This window comes from Collimonas sp. NPDC087041 (assembly GCF_044745265.1).
GTDB lineage: Bacteria > Pseudomonadota > Gammaproteobacteria > Burkholderiales > Burkholderiaceae_D > Collimonas.
This window is the reverse complement of the sequence record NZ_JBIUZX010000002.1, coordinates 432,913-449,726: the sequence shown is the minus strand read 5'-3', so window position 1 is coordinate 449,726 and position 16,814 is coordinate 432,913. Positions and strand designations below refer to the sequence as shown.

The window sequence follows — 16,814 nt, the reverse complement described above, 5'->3', positions numbered from 1 at the left end:
AACGTTTTTAAATTAGGTCCTACATTAGGAGTCACGATGGAAAAGCACAACGCAATTATCAAGCCTTCGTATGACGACCGGCTGACCAACGACGACCTGGCGCCGCTGAAAAAACAAGCCTGGGGCAGCTACAACATCTTCGCATTCTGGATGTCCGATGTGCACAGCGTCGGCGGCTATGTCACCGCCGGCAGCCTGTTCGCGCTGGGCCTGAGCAGCTGGCAGGTGCTGGTGTCGCTGCTGCTCGGCATCATGATCGTGCAGTTCTTCGCCAACCTGGTGGCCAAGCCGAGCCAGGTAACGAGCGCGCCGTACCCGGTGATCTGCCGTACCACTTTCGGCGTCCTCGGCGCCAACATTCCCGCCATCATCCGTGGCCTGATCGCGGTGGCCTGGTACGGCATCCAGACCTATCTCGCTTCCGGCGCTTTCCTGCTGATCGTGCTCAAGTTCTTCCCTGAGATGGCGATTTATGCCGACGTCAAGCAATACGGGTTTGTCGGCTTGTCGTACCTGGGCTGGCTTGGCTTCATGGTGATGTGGGTGCTGCAGGCAATCGTGTTCTGGACCGGCATGGATGCGATCCGCAAGTTCATCGACTGGGCCGGTCCGGCGGTGTATGTCGTGATGCTGCTGCTGGCAGTGTGGCTGGTGACGAAGGCTGGCTGGAGCAATATCGACCTCAACCTGGGCGGCATCAAATACAGCGGTTTCGCCGCTCTGCCGGTGATGATCAATGCGATTGCTTTGGTGGTCTCGTACTTCTCCGGGCCGATGCTCAACTTCGGCGATTTCTCCCGCTACGGCAAGGATTTCAAGTCGGTCAAGCGCGGCAATTTCTGGGGCCTGCCGGTCAACTTCCTCGGCTTCTCGCTGCTGACGGTGATCTGCATCGCGGCGACGCTGCCGATCTACGGCAAGCTGATTACCGATCCGGTGGCCATGGTCGGTCATATCGACAACACCTTCGCAGTGGTGTTGGGTGGACTGACTTTCATGGTTGCCACGGTCGGCATCAACATCGTCGCCAACTTCGTTTCACCTGCCTTTGATTTCTCCAACGTCGCGCCGAAAATGATCAGCTGGCGCATGGGCGGCATGATCGCTGCTGTGGGATCGATCTTCATCACGCCGTGGAACCTGTTCAACAACCCGCACGTGATTCATTACACGCTGGATATCCTGGGTTCCTTCATCGGTCCGTTGTTCGGCATCCTGATCGCCGATTTCTACCTGGTGAAGAAACAGCGCGTGATCGTCGACGACCTGTACACGATGGATCGCAACGGCGCCTACTGGTACGACAACGGCTACAACCGCAAGGCCATCACGGCGTTGATTCCGGCGGCCATCATTCCGGTCTGCTGCGTGCTGGTGCCTGGACTGGACGGCCTGGCCAATTTCACCTGGTTCATCGGCATGGGTTGCGGGTTGGCGATTTACTGGGCCATCAGCCACAAGCAAACGGTAACTGTCGCCGCCGGAGCTGCAGCCTGAGCGCTAGCTTGAATCCAGGCGATTCCCATCCGGCCGCCGCGGCGGTCGGTTTCGCGGTTATTCCCGGCGCGCCGCCGAGTCTGCGGCGCGCCCATTTAATAGTTAGCGTCCTGTTTTGAAAATCAAGATCATCAATCCCAACACCACCTGGAGCATGACCGAGAAAATCGGCCTTTGCGCACGCCAGGTTGCCGCACCTGGCACCGAGATCGTGGCGGTCAGTCCAGCCATGGGTCCGGCTTCGATCGAGAGTCATTACGATGAAGCGCTCAGTGTGCCCGGCATCCTCGATGAAATCCGTCGTGGCGAAGCCGACGGCATCGACGGTTATGTGATCGCCTGCTTCGGCGATCCCGGCTTGCATGCCGCTCGTGAAGTGGCGCGCGGCCCGGTAATCGGTATCGCCGAAGCGGCCATGCACGCGGCCAGCATGATCGGCACCGGCTTCAGTGTGGTGACTACGCTGGAGCGGACTTGCGGCATTGCCTGGCATTTGGCAGAAGCCTATGGCATGCGTCGATTCTGTCGTCGCGTGCGGGCTTGCGAACTGAATGTACTGGACCTGGAGCAGCCCGGATCGGATGCCTACCGCATCATCGTCACAGAATGCCGGCGCGCGATGCGGGAAGACAAGGCCGACAGCATCGTGCTCGGTTGCGCCGGCATGGCCGACCTGTGCAAGGCCATCGGCCGCGAGCTTGGCATCAATGTGATCGACGGCGTCACGGTCGCGGTCAAGATGGTGGAAAGCCTGGTGCAGCTAGGCCTGGCGACAGGCAAGCGCGGCGACCTGGCCTATCCGCTCCCTAAACCCTACAGCGGCATGCTCGAAAATTTCTCCAGGCTCTAATGCCAAGAGGCAGCAGCGGCGTCACGCCACGTGGTGCGCCTTGCGATACTCCAGCACATGGATCGCCGCCTTCACAATCGCATACATGACTGCCTGCTGCTTGCTCGGATGATCGGAAAATTGCGCAACGATGGCGCCAATTGTCACGCGGGTGCTGGGCGCATGGTCAGGCGGATGATCGTAGATGGGAGAAAGATCGTACTGCACCATCAACGGCCCACAGGCACTCCAGTCGCGCGTCCATTTTGGCAATGCCTTGGCGTTATCCCATAAAGTGCCGGCGCTTTCGTAGCATTCCTCGATATTCTCGTGGCCGAGCAACTTCGCCAGAATTCTTTCCTTGGCAACGCAGCTCCTGAAATATTCTTCATCGCTCATGCGCATGGCTAGCCTCCTTATGGATTCCAACTGTTATGCAGTTAGTATGCATCTGTTGGCGCCATCCTTCGCGATTATTTCAGGATTTTTCGTGCGGAAGAAATGATCTGTTGTGAAAGATGCTCCATACGCGGCGATTGCACCTTCCAGGTATGCCAGTACAGCGCCACCTCGACTGGCTTACCCGGCGTCAGCACGACCATCTCACCTGGTTCGGCGCTGGCCTTGAGCAGCAGTTCAGGCACCATGCCGTAGCCGAGGCCGTAGCGGATGGCGTTGAAGTGCGATGCTGCGCCCGGCACGTAATGGCAGGGGTAGGCGCCGTCCGGCAGGCCCAGCTTGCTTAACAGGAATGACGACTGCAGCGTGTCCTTGTGGGTGTAGGCCACCACCGGCGCGTTGCGCGCTGCCTTGCGGGTCAGGCCGTCGGGCAGCCACTGCGCATGGAATGTTTTTGATGCCACCAGCCAGTAGCGCATCACGCCCAGCAGTTCGGCGGAGCAGCCGCGCATCGGTTTCGGCTCGGTGCTGATGCAGCCGATGGCGAGGCCGGTTTCCAGCAGCGTGTAGGTATGGTCCTGGTCTTCTACGGTCAGGTCGAGCAGCACCCGCTCGCGGATCAGCACATCCGACAGCGCCGGGAAAAACCAGGTGCCAATGGAATCGGCGTTCAACGCCAGCACCAGCGTCAGCGGCGCGTCCTGCTCCACCGCCATTTCAGTGGCCAGGTCGGTTTCCAGCAGTTTGGCGCGCTTCAGGTATTGCAGCAGGCGTTGCCCCATGCGGGTGGCGCGCGCCGGCCGGCTGCGCACCACCAGTGCGTTGCCGAGCTGGCTTTCGAGCGCGCGCACGCGTTGCGAGATCGCCGGCGAAGTCAGGTGCAGCCGGGTAGCTGCCTGTTCGAAGCTGCCGGTTTCGATGACGGCACGGAATGCTTCGGTATGCTTGGGATTGAGGTTCATGCCGGTATCCTTGCATAAGAAATATTTATCATTCCTTAATAATACTTATTTTTGATAAAGATGTGTCTGCTCCAAAGGACAATGCGCTCTCTGACGATTTCACATCCTGCACGCGAGAATGCGCTGTAGTTACCGGAGCAAGCATGGTCTTATCGAGCAGCACCAGCAAATACCTTACAAAAGCCGATTACGGCATGGCCAGGATTGCGCCTTGAAGGAGCTTGGCAAACAGCCGCAATCGAAGCTGGTCCGTAATCTTAAATTCCTGCTCGGCTTGAGCCTTGGGCTGGCACTGGCGGCAATGCTTGCCGGCGGTTACTGGCTGCGGCAAGCCTGGCAGCAGTTGCCGGCAGTCGAGCACCTGGCGCAATATCAACCGGCGTTGCCGTTGCGGATCTATTCGAGTGAAGGCATCTTGCTGGCCGAATACGGCGAAGAGCGGCGCGAATTTCTGCCGCTGGAACAGATTCCGCCGGTCATGCGGCAGGCCTTGCTGGCGATCGAGGATGCACGCTTCTACGAACACGGCGCGGTCGATTTTTTCGGCCTGCTGCGCGCCACCGTGGCCAATGTGGTCACCGGCCAGCATGCGCAAGGCGCCAGCACCGTCACGATGCAGGTCGCACGCGATTTTTTCCTGACGCGCGACAAGACCATGCAACGCAAGCTGATGGAAATTCTGATGGCCTACAAGCTGGAGCAGCGTTACAGCAAGGACAAGCTGCTGGAGTTGTACATGAACCAGATCTACCTGGGCGAGCGTTCCTATGGTTTTGCCGCCGCCTCCAGCATTTACTTCGACAAGCCGCTGGAGCAGGTGACTGTAGCCGAGGCGGCGATGTTGGCCGGCTTGCCGAAAGCGCCGTCGGCCTACAACCCGGTCGCCAATCCGCAGCGCGCGCAAGTCCGCCAGCATTACATCCTGCAGCGCATGCATGACCTGGGCTACATCACGACTGATCAATTGCAACAGGCGCTGGCGGAACAGCTTGTGGTTAATCCACGCCGCAATCCATCCGTGCGCGAAGCCGCTTATGCGGTGGAAGAGGCGCGCCAGATGGTGATGGATATTTATCAGGAACGCGTTTACACGATGGGCCTGGATGTCACCACTACCATCCGCATGGAGCCGCAGATGGCGGCGGACAAGCATCTGCGCACAGGTTTGATGGCGGCGCAAGCGCGCAGGGGTTATCGCGGTCCGGAAGGATTGTTGCCGCTCGCCGGCGATGTCAAGGACAGCGTCCGCAAATTGCGGGCAGCTTACCCGGACAGCGGCGAATTGCGCGCAGCCCTGGTGACGGCTGTTGCTCCGAAACAGATTAGTGCGCTGCTGCGCGATGGCCGGGAGATCCAGATTGGCGCCGTCGATCCGCGCGTTGCCGGCGGCTGGGCCAAGCTGCCTGCCAGCGGCAAGCGCAGCGTTGTTCCCGGCTCGGTGATCCGGGTCTATCAGGATAGCGACAAGGGCCAGCGCTGGCTGCTCAGCCAAATGCCGGAGATGGAGGGAGCGCTGGTCTCGATCGATGCCGAGAGCGGCGATATCCTGGCCTTGGCCGGCGGTTTCGATTTCTCGCGCAATCCCTTCGATCACGCGTTGCAGGCGTACCGCCAACCGGGATCGAGCTTCAAGCCTTTCGTGTATTCCGCAGCGCTGGAAAAGGGCTACTTTCCCGGTACGCTGGTGGATGACACGCAACGCGTGCTGCGGCCCGAAGAGACTGGCGCTCGTGCCTGGCGGCCGCGCAATTACGGCAATAACTACGAAGGTTTCATCACGGTGCGGCGTGGCTTGATGCGCTCGAAGAACCTGGTGGCGGTGAGCCTGATGCAAGCCGCCGGCGCCGACTACGTGCAGCAGTATGCGACGCGTTTCGGTTTTCTGGCCGAGCGCAATCCGGCGTCGCTGCCGCTGGCGCTGGGCGCTGGCGCGGTGACGCCATTGCAACTGGCACAGTCCTACGCGGTATTCGCCAATGGTGGCTATCGTCTGGCGCCGCGCCTGATCAAGCAGATCAGCGATCGCTCGGGGCGCGTGCTGTATGGCGTAGCGAGCGACAGCAAAGCAGCGGCGGCGCAGCGGACCGGTGACCGGATCATTTCGGCGCGCAACGCCTTCGTCATGGACAGCATGTTGCAGGACGTCGTCAAGTCCGGCACCGGGCATGGCGCCAAAGTGCTGGGGCGCAGCGATGCGGCGGGCAAGACCGGCACCTCGAACAATGCCTACGATGCCTGGTTTGCCGGCTATTCGTCGGGCGTGGTGTCGGTGGTGTGGCTTGGTTATGACCAGCCGCAATCGCTAGGCGCCACCACCGGTGGCGCGCTGGCGCTGCCGATCTGGAGCCGCTACATGCAGGTTGCGCTGGAAGGCCGGCCGGAGCAGATTCGCAACCAGCCGCCAGGATTGACATTCACCGACGGCGATTACGTCTATTCGGAATACCTGAAGGGCAGTTGCCTGGACGACGGCAACGCCTTCATCCAAAGTGGTTTCAAGTGCGAATCCAATCTGGCGGCGGCCAGTCCGTCTACTGACACCTTGGGCGCGGCGCGGGAGCGCGACCAGATCCTGAAACTGTTTTCTACGGAAGAGTAAGACGATGTTGTTACACACTATTTACCTGGTTGCGATCGTGGCCGAAGCGATGTCCGGCGCCATCATGGGCATGCGGCGCGGCATGGACCTGTTCGGCATTTGCGTGATCGGCACCATCACCGCGCTGGGTGGCGGTTCGGTGCGCGACGTATTGCTGGGAAATTATCCGCTGGGCTGGATCGCCCATCCGGAATATCTGCTGTTCACGGTTGGCGCCGCCATTGTCACCGCCATGGTGGCGCGTTCGCTGCATCATTTGCGCAAGGTATTCCTGCTGGTCGACGGTCTCGGCCTGGTGGCGTTCAGCGTGATCGGTTGCGACATCGCGCGCGCCAACGGCATGGCGCCCGCCATCGTGGTGCTGGCCGGCATGATTACGGGAGTATTCGGCGGCTTGCTGCGGGATGTGTTGTGCAACCAGATTCCGCTGGTATTGCAGCGCGAACTGTATGCGACGGTCGCCTTGTTTACCGGCGCCCTGTATGTCGGCTTGCTGTGGTGTGGTGTCGATGCGGCGGCGGCATCGCTGGGTGCAATCGGCGCGGGCCTGACATTCCGTCTGCTGGCCCTGCGTTTCAACTGGAAACTGCCGCGCTTCAACACCGCAGGCATCCGGGGATTCGAATAGCGGGAAACTAGTGGAAGCCGGTGTGGCTTCCACGCATGAGGATCATTACTTGGCTGGCTGTGTAGCTTGCTGCGCCGCGAACTTGGTATTGCCCTTGATCAGGTCGGATTGATCGCTGAGGATTTGCGCGGCTTCGTTCAGCAATACATCCTTGGCGTTCTTCTGCGCTTTTTCCGCTGCCAGGTCGGCGCTCAGGCTGCGTTCGTTGGCTTGCAGGCCATCATCCAGCGAGGCGTCCTTGTCCTTGCTGGCATCCTTGCCGTCTGCTTTCTCACGGGCCTTGAGGCGCGCTTCCTGCACGGCCAGTTCGCTACGGCGGTCGGCTTCATTGAGCGAAATCGTACGCTTCTTGCGTAGCGTCTTCAATTCGTCGGCATCTTCCACCAGGCGCTGGAAATCCTTGTCTTTCTCGACCCGGGCGTCATGCCGAATCTGCAGTTGCGGCAGCAGATCCTTGATATCGCCGAGCGGCGTATAGTCGGCGGCCTTGACTTGCGTCCATGGCAGCGCATTGTCGTAGCTCGATTCGCCGAAACTCTCCGGATCGGAGAAGCCCGGCAGGCTGACATCCGGCGTCACGCCGCGCAGCTGGGTGGTGCCGCCGTTGATGCGGAAGAACTGGGCGACGGTCATCTTGAGTTCGCCGTACTTCGGCTTGTCGGTGTGCGTCAGTTCATCCAGGTTGACCATGCTTTGCACGGTGCCTTTGCCGAAGCTTCCTTCGCCGATGATGGCGCCGCGGCCATAGTCCTGGATTGCTGCGGCAAAAATCTCAGACGCCGAGGCGGAGCCGCGATTGATCAGCACCGCCATCGGGCCGGTCCAGGCCGGTGCGGTCAGGTCGTCGCTGCCGACATTGACTTCGCCGCGCGCATTGCGCTGCTGGACAATCGGGCCCTTGCCGACAAACAGGCCGGTCAGGTTGATCGCTTCATTGAGCGAACCGCCGCCGTTGTTGCGCAGATCGACCAGCACGCTGTCGACTTTTTCCTTCTTCAGCTCGGTCAACAGCGCTGCCACATCGCGGCTGGCGCTGCGATAGCTCTTGTCACCTTTGCGGCGGCCGTCGAAATCTTCATAGAAGGCCGGCAGCGTAATCACGCCGATCTTGCGCGTGGCGTCGCCGTTCTTGACTGAAATGATGGTTTTCTTGGCGGCCTGTTGTTCCAGGCTGATCTTGTTGCGCACCAGGGTCACCAGGCGATGCTTGGCATCCGGGCCGGCGTCGGCCGGCAGGATGTCGAGGCGGACTACCGAATCCTTGGCGCCGCGGATCAGCTTCACCACTTCGTCGATGCGCGAGCCGACTACTTCGACCATCGGTCCTTGCGCACCTTGCGCAACGCCGACAATGCGGTCGCCGACCGCCAGCTTGCCGGACAATTGCGCCGGACCGCCAGACACCAGTTCGCGGATGGTGGTGTACTCATCGCGTTCCTGCAGCACCGCACCGATGCCAACCAGCGACAGCTTCATCGAGATATCGAAATCTGCGGCGGCCGTCGTGCCGAGATAGTCGGTATGCGGTTCGATCGAGGTCGCATAGGCGTTCATGAAAATCTGGAATACGTCGTCGCTCTTGTATTTATAGACGCGCGCCAGCGAGTTGTCGTAACGCTTGTTGAGCGTGTCGCGGATCGCCTGGTCGTTCTTGCCGGCCAGCTTCAGGCGCAGCCAGTCGTTCTTGACGCGCTTGCGCCAGAGGTCGCGGCTTTCCGCTTCCGTTTGCGGCCATGGTTCCTTGTCGCGCACGAAGGCAAAGTCTTCCTTCTTGCTGAAATCGAAACCCTGTTTGAGGAGTTCACGCGCGTAGGTCAGGCGCTCGACTACGCGCTGCTCGTACACATTGAATATGGAAAACGGGATCTGCAGATCTTCGTGATTGATGCCATCGTCCAGCTTGCTGTGTTGCGCTGTGAATTGATCGATATCCGATTGCACGAAAAAGAATTTTTCCGGGTCCAGCAATTTGATATAGCGGTTGATGATCTTCCCCGCCAACGCATCGTCCAGCGGCATCGGCTTGTAATGGAAACGCGTCAGGAATTGCGCGCTCAGATGCGCCGCCTGCGCCTGCTGCTGCAGCGGCGTCAGGACTGGCGGCGGTCCGGCTTCCAGCGCTTGGGCGGTGGCTGAGATCGCCAGCAAGATACATAGCAGACTATTTTTGAGGCGCATATTAGCTTCTATCCGAGGTTCGGGGTTGATTCAGTAATAGGTTAATTCTACTTGGCTTTCACGGATGCATGCGAGGCGCCCGAAGTCTTTGTTTGTATCGTAAAGTTGGCTGTTGCCGCGCGTCCATAAAGGACGCGGGCCGGCCGCCGAAAGCGATGGTGGGATTGCCTTGGTTGAGGATTGTAATAATTATGAAAAATACAATATCAAGTTCGCTGCTGAGCCAGCCCAATGGCAAAAATGGGAATAAAATGTTTCTTAAGAGAAAAGGAACTGTCCCTTCGTGCATGTGTCTGATTTGAGCGAGATGTGTGAGTAGCATGCGCGCGGCCTGAATGGCTTGCGTAGTTTCGCCTTGTCCTTCGCTATACCTGTTGCAGAAACGGAGCATGACAACCATGGCAAAAATTCCTCTCCCCGGCAGTGAGCGCAACGCCCCGGCCGATGCGCAATGCGTCGGTAATGCCGCCCCTTCGGAAACACTGGAAGTAACGGTCTTCCTGCGCCGCAACGGCGAGCAGGAGTTGCAGGCGCTGGTCGGCCGGCTGGCCTCCGGCGCCGTTGCCGTACCGCATTTGTCGCGTGCAGAATTCGCCGGCAAGTACTGCGCCGCACCCGAATATATCGCCCGTGTCGCCGCATTTGCGCGCAATCATTCGCTGCAGGTAGTGGGCAGTGATCCGGCCTGCAGCACGGTCACCTTGTCGGGCACGGTGGCGCAATGCAATCGCGCCTTCGATGTCGACCTGCAGCGTTACACATCGCAACAGGGCGACTATCGCGGCCGGGTCGGCGCGCTGCATATTCCTGAAGAATTGCTGGATATCGTGACGGCGGTGGTCGGGCTCGACAATCGGCCGCAAGCGCGTTCGCATTTCCGCCTGCATCCGCCGTTCCGCTTTGCGCCGCATAGCGTCGCCACCTCCTACCTGCCGACGCAGCTGGCAACGCTGTACGATTTTCCCGATAACCAGGGCAAAGGCCAATGCATCGCCATCATCGAGCTTGGCGGCGGCTACAAGCAATCTGATCTGCAAACCTATTTCACGCGATTGGGGATACCTGTTCCGAACGTCACTGCAGTAGCCGTGAACGGTCCCGGCAACCAGCCGAGCGGCGATCCCAACGGCCCCGACGGCGAAGTGGTGCTGGATATCGAAATTGCCGGCGCGATTGCGCCGGAAGCGCAGATCGTCGTGTATTTCTCGACCAATACCGATGCCGGTTTCATCAACGCGCTCAACAGCGCCGTGCATGACAGCCAGCATCAACCCTCCATCATTTCGATCAGCTGGGGCAGCGCCGAAGCAGGCTGGACGCAACAATCGATGCAGGCTTTCAATGCGGCGCTGCAAGCCGCAGCGGCGATGGGCGTGACAGTGTGTGTAGCCTCCGGCGACAACGGCTCCAGCGACGGTGTCGCGGATGGCGCCAATCATGTCGATTTTCCGGCGTCCAGTCCATATGCGCTGGCCTGCGGCGGCACGCGCCTGCTGGCCGGCGGCAATATCATCGAGCGCGAAGTGGTGTGGAATGACGGCAGCCAGGGCGGCGCCGGCGGCGGTGGCGTCAGCGCAGTATTTGGGCTGCCGCTCTGGCAACAGAACCTGACGCTGACCAGCACCAATGGCAAGCATGTGCCGCTGGCGATGCGCGGCGTGCCGGATGTGGCCGGCAATGCCGATCCGGCCACCGGCTACCAGGTGCATGTCGACGGCAGCGATGCGGTCGTCGGTGGCACCAGTGCCGTGGCGCCGTTATGGGCAGCGCTGTTCGCGCGCATCAATGCGGGCCGCGGCAGCGCGGTCGGCTACGTGAATGCGCGGCTGTATCAGCAGCCGGCTGGCTTCCACGATATCACGCAAGGAAACAACGGCAGTTTTGCCGCGACGCCGGGCTGGGATGCCTGTACCGGACTAGGCAGCCCGGACGGCAAGAAACTGGCCAGCGGCATTTAGTCATTCCATTTCCAGCGCGGGCGATTGCCGGCGCGTCGAAAGAGAGGGATCATGAACATCAATCATGCAGCGGTCCATCACCCAACAACGGCCCAGGACCAGCCTTTTTTCGATCCGCTCGCCTACGGCAACGGCCCAGCCGATGCGGTTACCGACAGCAGCGAGAATGCTGCCATCACCCATCACAACACCACCATCGGCCAGCACGTTTATAACTACACCGCGAGCGCAGGTCATCTGGTCGCAGTCGATGCCAACAGTTCGCAGCCGGCTGCCAAGATGTTCTACGTGGCGTTCACGGTCGACGGCCAGGATCTGAACACGCGGCCGGTGACATTCTTCTATAACGGCGGGCCTGGCTCGTCGGCGGTGTTCGTGTTGCTCGGCTCATTCGCGCCGAAACGCATCAAGACCGCCATGCCCGGCTTTACGCCACCGCCGCCGTACACCATGGAAGACAATCCCGACAGCCTGCTCGACAAAAGCGACCTGGTCTTCATCAACCCGGTCGGCACAGGTTATTCGGCCGCTATCGCGCCGTTCAAGAACAAGGATTTCTGGGGCGTCGACCAGGATGCCAAATCGATCCGCCAATTCATCAAGCGCTACCTGACCGCCAACGATCGCTGGAATTCGCCGAAATTCCTGTTCGGGGAATCGTACGGTACGGCGCGCAGCGCGGTGCTGTCCTACCTGCTGCACGAGGATGGCGTCGATCTCAATGGTATCACGCTGCAATCGTCGATCCTCGACTACACCCAGGCCGGCAATCCTGTCGGCGCGTTGCCGACCGCCGTGGCCGACGCCTGGTATCACAAGAAAAGCACGCTGAGCCCAACCGCGGCCAGCCTGCCCGACCTGATGGCCAGCGCAGCGCTGTTTGCGCGCAGCGACTATGCGACTGCACTGCAGAAATTTCCACGGGCAGATCCCGTCACGGTCAAGCAACTGAGCGATTTCACCGGCATCGACCAAACCACGCTGACATCCTGGGGACTGGATGTGGCGGCCCAGGACAACCTGGGCCACACACTATTCCTGACTACCCTGCTGAAAAGCCAGGGACTGGCGCTGGGCGCCTACGATGGCCGCGTGACCGGCATCGATAGCGGAATTGCAGCGACCATTTCACCCAACTCAGGTGGCAACGATCCGACCATGAACGCGGTATCCGGGGTCTACACTGCGATGTGGAACAACTACCTGAACGACGGCCTCAAGTTCACCTCGAATTCGGCATTCACCGATCTCAACGACCAGGCCTTCGCCAACTGGGATTTCAGCCACATCGATCCGACCGGCGCGCAAAAAGGCGTCGACGCCAAGGGCGATGTGATCCTCTACACCGCCGGCGACCTGGCGGCGACGATGAGCTTGAACGTCGATCTGAAAGTGCTGTCGGCCAACGGCTATTACGATTTCGTCACGCCGTTCTACCAGACCGTGATGGATCTGCAAAAGATGCCGCTGGTCGATCCGAACGTACGCAAGAACCTCAGCGCAAAGTTCTACCCGTCCGGCCACATGGTCTACCTGGAGGCCGCTTCACGCACCGCACTGAAGGCTGATCTGGCGGCGATGATCGATGCCGCCACCTCGGATCAGCACGCGTTAGCCAGGATCAGGAGTTTGCAGGCGCGCAAGCTGGGATAGCGCGCGTGCGCTATCCAGCGTAGCAAGACGAACACAAGCTGTCGGTGCAATTTACGGGCATTGACCCGTGCTCATATATACTGAGCATAACTGTATGTCCATACAGTTATAAATTCATCAAGCTCGGTGGGCGCCACGCTCTACGGCGCTGCATCGTTTTCGCCCGCACCATGATCAGAACGCTGGAAAACCGCTTTTATTATCTCGACAACTTTCGCACAGTGGTCGAGTCGGTACGCGCGCGTTATCGGCATTTGCTGAGTGCTGACGAACAGCGCTTCGTCGATGGTTTCGGCGCGTTGCCGCAGGTGTCGCAGGCCTTGCTGGTGCGGATGGTGATGCGCAAGGGTGAGCTGTTTCGGCTGAGTAAGTTGAAATACGATGAAATCGGTTGCGCGCGCGGCGCCGCAAAGGTCCTGTGCGATGCCGGCTGGCTGGACACGCAGCCGGTGATCGGCATCGAGCAATTGTTCGGCTTGTTGACCAAAGGTGAAATCACCGATGCCTTTCCGCTGCTGCGGCAAAACAAGGGCGCACGTAAAAGCGAGCAGTTGGCGATGCTGCTGGATTCTGGCGACGATATCGATGGCGCGCGTACGCTGTCGGCCTGGCACCCTGGCATCGATGACCAATTGCTGCAGTTGCGGATTGCCCCGCTGTGCGATCGCATGCGCCTGATGTTCTTCGGTAACCTGCATCAGGATTGGTCGGAATTCGTGCTGTCGGAATTGGGTATCTTCAAGTATGAGCCGGTTGATTTGTCACCGGTGTCGCAAGGTTTCAGCACGCGCCACGAGATCGACGAGTATCTGCATCTGCACGCTTGCCGCGAACGTTTCCACAACGGCGAGACGCCGGAAGCCGTGGTCGCCGATATCCCTGCCGCACCGTATCCGAACGACTGGCTGGAGCAGCGCCGCAGCAAGCTGCTGTTTCAAATCGCCCAGCACTACGAGCGCAGTGGCATGCTGTCCGATGCGCTGCGCCACTATGCCGATTGTCCGTGGCCCGGCGCGCGCCTGCGTGCGGTGCGAGTGCTGGAGCGTTGTGGCCAGCCAGCGGCGGCCTTCGAACTGGCGCGGCAGGCTGAGCAGCAACCGGAAGGCGAAGCCGAAAGCCAGCAACTGCTGCGCATCATGCCGCGCTTGCGGCGCCAACTCGGTCACGGAAAAATTGCAGCGGCCAGTGCGCCGCAGATTGTGCAACATGCGTTGATTCTGCCGCGCCCCGAGCAGGCGCTTGCGGTCGAGGCTGTGCTCGAAGCGCATTTGTCGCGCGCCGATGCACCTGCGGTCTATGTGGAAAATGCATTGCTGAATTCGCTGTTCGGCCTGCTGTTCTGGGACGCCATATTTGCTCCGCTGCCGGGCGCGTTCTTCCATCCCTTCCAGAGCGGGCCGGCTGATTTGTACAGCCTGGATTTCCGCCAGCGCCGGGCCAGCCGCTTTGATGCCGGCTTCGCCCAACTCGAATCCGGTGAATACAGGCAAACCATCCTGCACAACTTTGCAGCCAAGACCAACACCCAGTCGCCATTCGTGTTCTGGGGCATCATCGACGACGCATTGCTGGCCATGGCGCTGGATTGCCTGCCGCCGCAGCACTTGCGCAAATGCTTCGAGCGAATCCTGCAGGACATCCGCAACAATCGTTCCGGCTTGCCGGACCTGATCCAGTTCTGGCCAGCGGAAAAACGTTACCGGATGATCGAAGTCAAAGGGCCGGGCGACCGCTTGCAGGACAACCAGATCCGCTGGTTGCATTACTTCGCCGAACAACAGATTCCGGTGACGGTGTGCTACGTCCAGTGGGCGCAGGAGGCGGCATGAGCGAAGCGCGTTATGTGGTCGCGGTGCGCGCGCTGTGCGATTTCACTGCCAAGCAGGGCGATCTCGATTTGCGTTTTACGCCAGGACCGAGCGCACAGGAAGGCATTGCCGGCCATATCGAAGTGGCGACGCGGCGTGGCGCCGGTTACGAAGCTGAGGTTAGCCTCAGTGGCTCGTTTGGCCCGCTGCTGGTGCGCGGCCGCGCCGATGGCTACGATCCGGTGCGGAACCGTCTGGAGGAAGTCAAGACTTTCCGCGGCGATCTCAGCCGCATGCCAGACAATCATCGGCATCTGCATTGGGCGCAGGTCAGGATCTATGGCCACCTGCTGTGCCAGAGCCGCAATTTATCCGAGCTGCAGCTGGCGCTGGTGTATTACGACATCGGCAAGCAGAAAGAGACATTGCTGACCGAGTACGCCACCGCAGGCATGTTGCAACAGTTCTTCGAGCAGCAATGCGGCCGCTTCCTGGCTTGGGCCGAACAGGAAATGGCGCATCGGCTGACGCGTGATGAGCAACTGGCAGGATTGCGTTTTCCGCATGTCGATTTTCGCCCCGGACAACGAGCATTGGCGGAAGCGGTATACAAAGGTGCGAGTAGCGGACGCTGTCTGCTGGCGCAGGCGCCGACCGGCATCGGCAAGACCATCGGCACCTTGTTCCCGCTGCTCAAGGCCAGTCCGGCGCAGCGTCTGGACAAGCTGTTCTTCCTGTCCGCCAAGACTTCGGGCCGGGCGCTGGCGCTGGATGCGCTGACGCAAATCCGGCGGAGCGAACCGGCATTGCCGTTGCGTGTGCTGGAAATGGTGGCGCGCGACAAGGCTTGCGAGCATCCGGATAAGGCTTGCAACGGCGAATCCTGCCCACTGGCGCAAGGTTTTTACGACCGCCTGCCGCAGGCGCGTGCGGCGGCCGTTGCCGCCGCCTTCGACGGCGCGATGGATCGCGAAGGTTTGCGCGCGGTGGCCGCCGCGCATCAGGTCTGCCCCTATTACCTGAGCCAGGAAATGGCGCAATGGGCGGATGTGATCGTTGGCGACTACAACTATTATTTCGATCTCGGCGCCATGCTGCATGGCATGAGCGTGGCTAACCAGTGGCGTGTCGGCGTGCTGGTCGACGAGGCGCACAACATGATCGAGCGGGCGCGCAAGATGTACTCTGCCGAGATGGCGCAGGGCCAGTTGAAAGCATTGCGGCAAGCTGCGCCGGTATCGCTCAAACGTACGCTGGACCGCGTCAATCGGCAATGGAACGCCTTGTACAAGGTGCAGCAGGACGAGTATCAGCGTTATCCCGACTTGCCCGAAGCCTTCCTCGGCGCGCTGCAACAGGCGGTGGCCGATATCACCGACTACATGGTCGAGCATCCGGCGGCGATGGATAGCCAGTTGCAAGGTTTCTATTTCGACGCCTTGCACTTCACGCGCATGGCGGAGCTGTTCGATAAACATTCCCTGTTCGACGTCACCGTGCAAGGCGGCTACGGCGCCACGCTGTGCATCCGCAATATCGTGCCGGCGCCGTTCCTGGCGCCGCGCTTTGCCGCCGCGCATTCGACCGTGCTGTTTTCGGCAACGCTCAGTCCCTGGCATTTCTATAGCGATACGCTCGGCATGCCGGCCGATACGGCCTGGGTCGATGTGCCATCGCCATTCGCCGCCGAGCAGTTGTCTGTACGGCTGGTCACAGGCATTTCGACGCGCTTTCAGCAGCGTGACAATTCGCTGTCGCCGATCGTCGACCTGATTGCGCAACAGTATCGGCTGCAAGCCGGCAATTACCTGGCTTTCTTCAGCAGCTACGATTATCTGCAGAAGGTCGCCGGCCTGTTCGCCGAACGCTATCCGGAAATCCCGTTGTGGCAACAGGCGCGGCGCATGGATGAGCACGAGCGCGAGGCATTCCTGGCGCGCTTCACCGAGAGTTCGCAGGGCGTCGGTTTTGCGGTGCTTGGCGGCGCCTTTGCCGAAGGGATCGATTTGCCGGGCGCACGCCTGATCGGCGCTTTCATTGCGACGCTGGGGCTACCGCAGATTAATCCGGTCAATGAACAGATCATGCGACAGATGGAGCAGACCTTCGGCAACGGCTACGATTGCACCTATCTGTTTCCCGGCATGCAGAAAGTGGTGCAGGCCGCCGGCCGCGTGATCCGCACCCGCGAGGATCGCGGCGTGGTGTATCTGATCGACGACCGCTTTGCGCGGCGTGAAGTGCGGCAGTTGTTGCCGCAGTGGTGGCGTATCGACGCCTGAAGCGGTTTGCCGCTGCCGCGC

The 16,814-nt window shown here is 60.4% G+C and carries 11 protein-coding genes; 8 read left to right on the top strand and 3 right to left on the bottom strand.

Features of this window, described 5'->3' with window-relative positions:
• The first annotated feature begins 36 nt into the window (after positions 1 to 36).
• Both ACIPF8_RS05210 and ACIPF8_RS05205 read left to right on the top strand, forming a co-directional pair.
• Positions 37 to 1,497, top strand: coding sequence for an NCS1 family nucleobase:cation symporter-1 (locus ACIPF8_RS05210; RefSeq protein WP_400417840.1), 1,461 nt, complete (start codon positions 37 to 39; stop codon positions 1,495 to 1,497).
• A gap of 115 nt (positions 1,498 to 1,612) precedes the next feature.
• Positions 1,613 to 2,347, top strand: coding sequence for an aspartate/glutamate racemase family protein (locus ACIPF8_RS05205; RefSeq protein WP_400417838.1), 735 nt, complete (start codon positions 1,613 to 1,615; stop codon positions 2,345 to 2,347).
• 21 nt (positions 2,348 to 2,368) lie between these two features.
• Here the strand turns inward: ACIPF8_RS05205 and ACIPF8_RS05200 are convergent, their stop codons facing one another.
• Positions 2,369 to 2,731, bottom strand: coding sequence for an aminoacyl-tRNA synthetase (locus ACIPF8_RS05200; RefSeq protein WP_400417835.1), 363 nt, complete (start codon positions 2,729 to 2,731; stop codon positions 2,369 to 2,371).
• Positions 2,732 to 2,799: 68 nt separating this feature from the next.
• Positions 2,800 to 3,687, bottom strand: coding sequence for an HTH-type transcriptional regulator ArgP (locus tag ACIPF8_RS05195; protein WP_400417832.1), 888 nt, complete (start codon positions 3,685 to 3,687; stop codon positions 2,800 to 2,802).
• A 211-nt stretch (positions 3,688 to 3,898) separates the two neighbouring features.
• Between ACIPF8_RS05195 and ACIPF8_RS05190 the strand changes: the two genes are divergently transcribed.
• Complete coding sequence (locus tag ACIPF8_RS05190) at positions 3,899 to 6,286, top strand: penicillin-binding protein 1A (protein ID WP_400417831.1); 2,388 nt, start codon at positions 3,899 to 3,901, stop codon at positions 6,284 to 6,286.
• A 4-nt stretch (positions 6,287 to 6,290) separates the two neighbouring features.
• Positions 6,291 to 6,914 carry a trimeric intracellular cation channel family protein gene (locus ACIPF8_RS05185; protein WP_061531957.1) on the top strand — a complete coding sequence of 208 codons (624 nt, stop codon included), beginning with the start codon at positions 6,291 to 6,293 and terminating at the stop codon, positions 6,912 to 6,914.
• A gap of 45 nt (positions 6,915 to 6,959) precedes the next feature.
• Here the strand turns inward: ACIPF8_RS05185 and ACIPF8_RS05180 are convergent, their stop codons facing one another.
• Positions 6,960 to 9,092: a carboxy terminal-processing peptidase gene (locus ACIPF8_RS05180; protein WP_400417829.1), complete on the bottom strand. Its 2,133-nt coding sequence runs from the start codon at positions 9,090 to 9,092 to the stop codon at positions 6,960 to 6,962.
• A gap of 398 nt (positions 9,093 to 9,490) precedes the next feature.
• Between ACIPF8_RS05180 and ACIPF8_RS05175 the strand changes: the two genes are divergently transcribed.
• The 4 genes from ACIPF8_RS05175 to ACIPF8_RS05160 all read left to right on the top strand — a co-directional run bounded on the left by ACIPF8_RS05175 (position 9,491) and on the right by ACIPF8_RS05160 (position 16,793).
• Complete coding sequence (locus ACIPF8_RS05175) at positions 9,491 to 11,050, top strand: protease pro-enzyme activation domain-containing protein (RefSeq protein WP_400418207.1); 1,560 nt, start codon at positions 9,491 to 9,493, stop codon at positions 11,048 to 11,050.
• Positions 11,051 to 11,101: 51 nt separating this feature from the next.
• Positions 11,102 to 12,703, top strand: coding sequence for a S10 family peptidase (locus ACIPF8_RS05170; RefSeq protein WP_400417826.1), 1,602 nt, complete (start codon positions 11,102 to 11,104; stop codon positions 12,701 to 12,703).
• A gap of 170 nt (positions 12,704 to 12,873) precedes the next feature.
• Positions 12,874 to 14,532: a VRR-NUC domain-containing protein gene (locus ACIPF8_RS05165; RefSeq protein WP_400417823.1), complete on the top strand. Its 1,659-nt coding sequence runs from the start codon at positions 12,874 to 12,876 to the stop codon at positions 14,530 to 14,532.
• A complete protein-coding gene (locus tag ACIPF8_RS05160; protein ID WP_400417820.1) occupies positions 14,529 to 16,793 on the top strand; it encodes an ATP-dependent DNA helicase in 2,265 nt (754 codons plus the stop codon). The genes ACIPF8_RS05165 and ACIPF8_RS05160 overlap by 4 nt, the downstream gene beginning before the upstream one ends.
• The last annotated feature ends 21 nt before the right edge of the window (positions 16,794 to 16,814 follow it).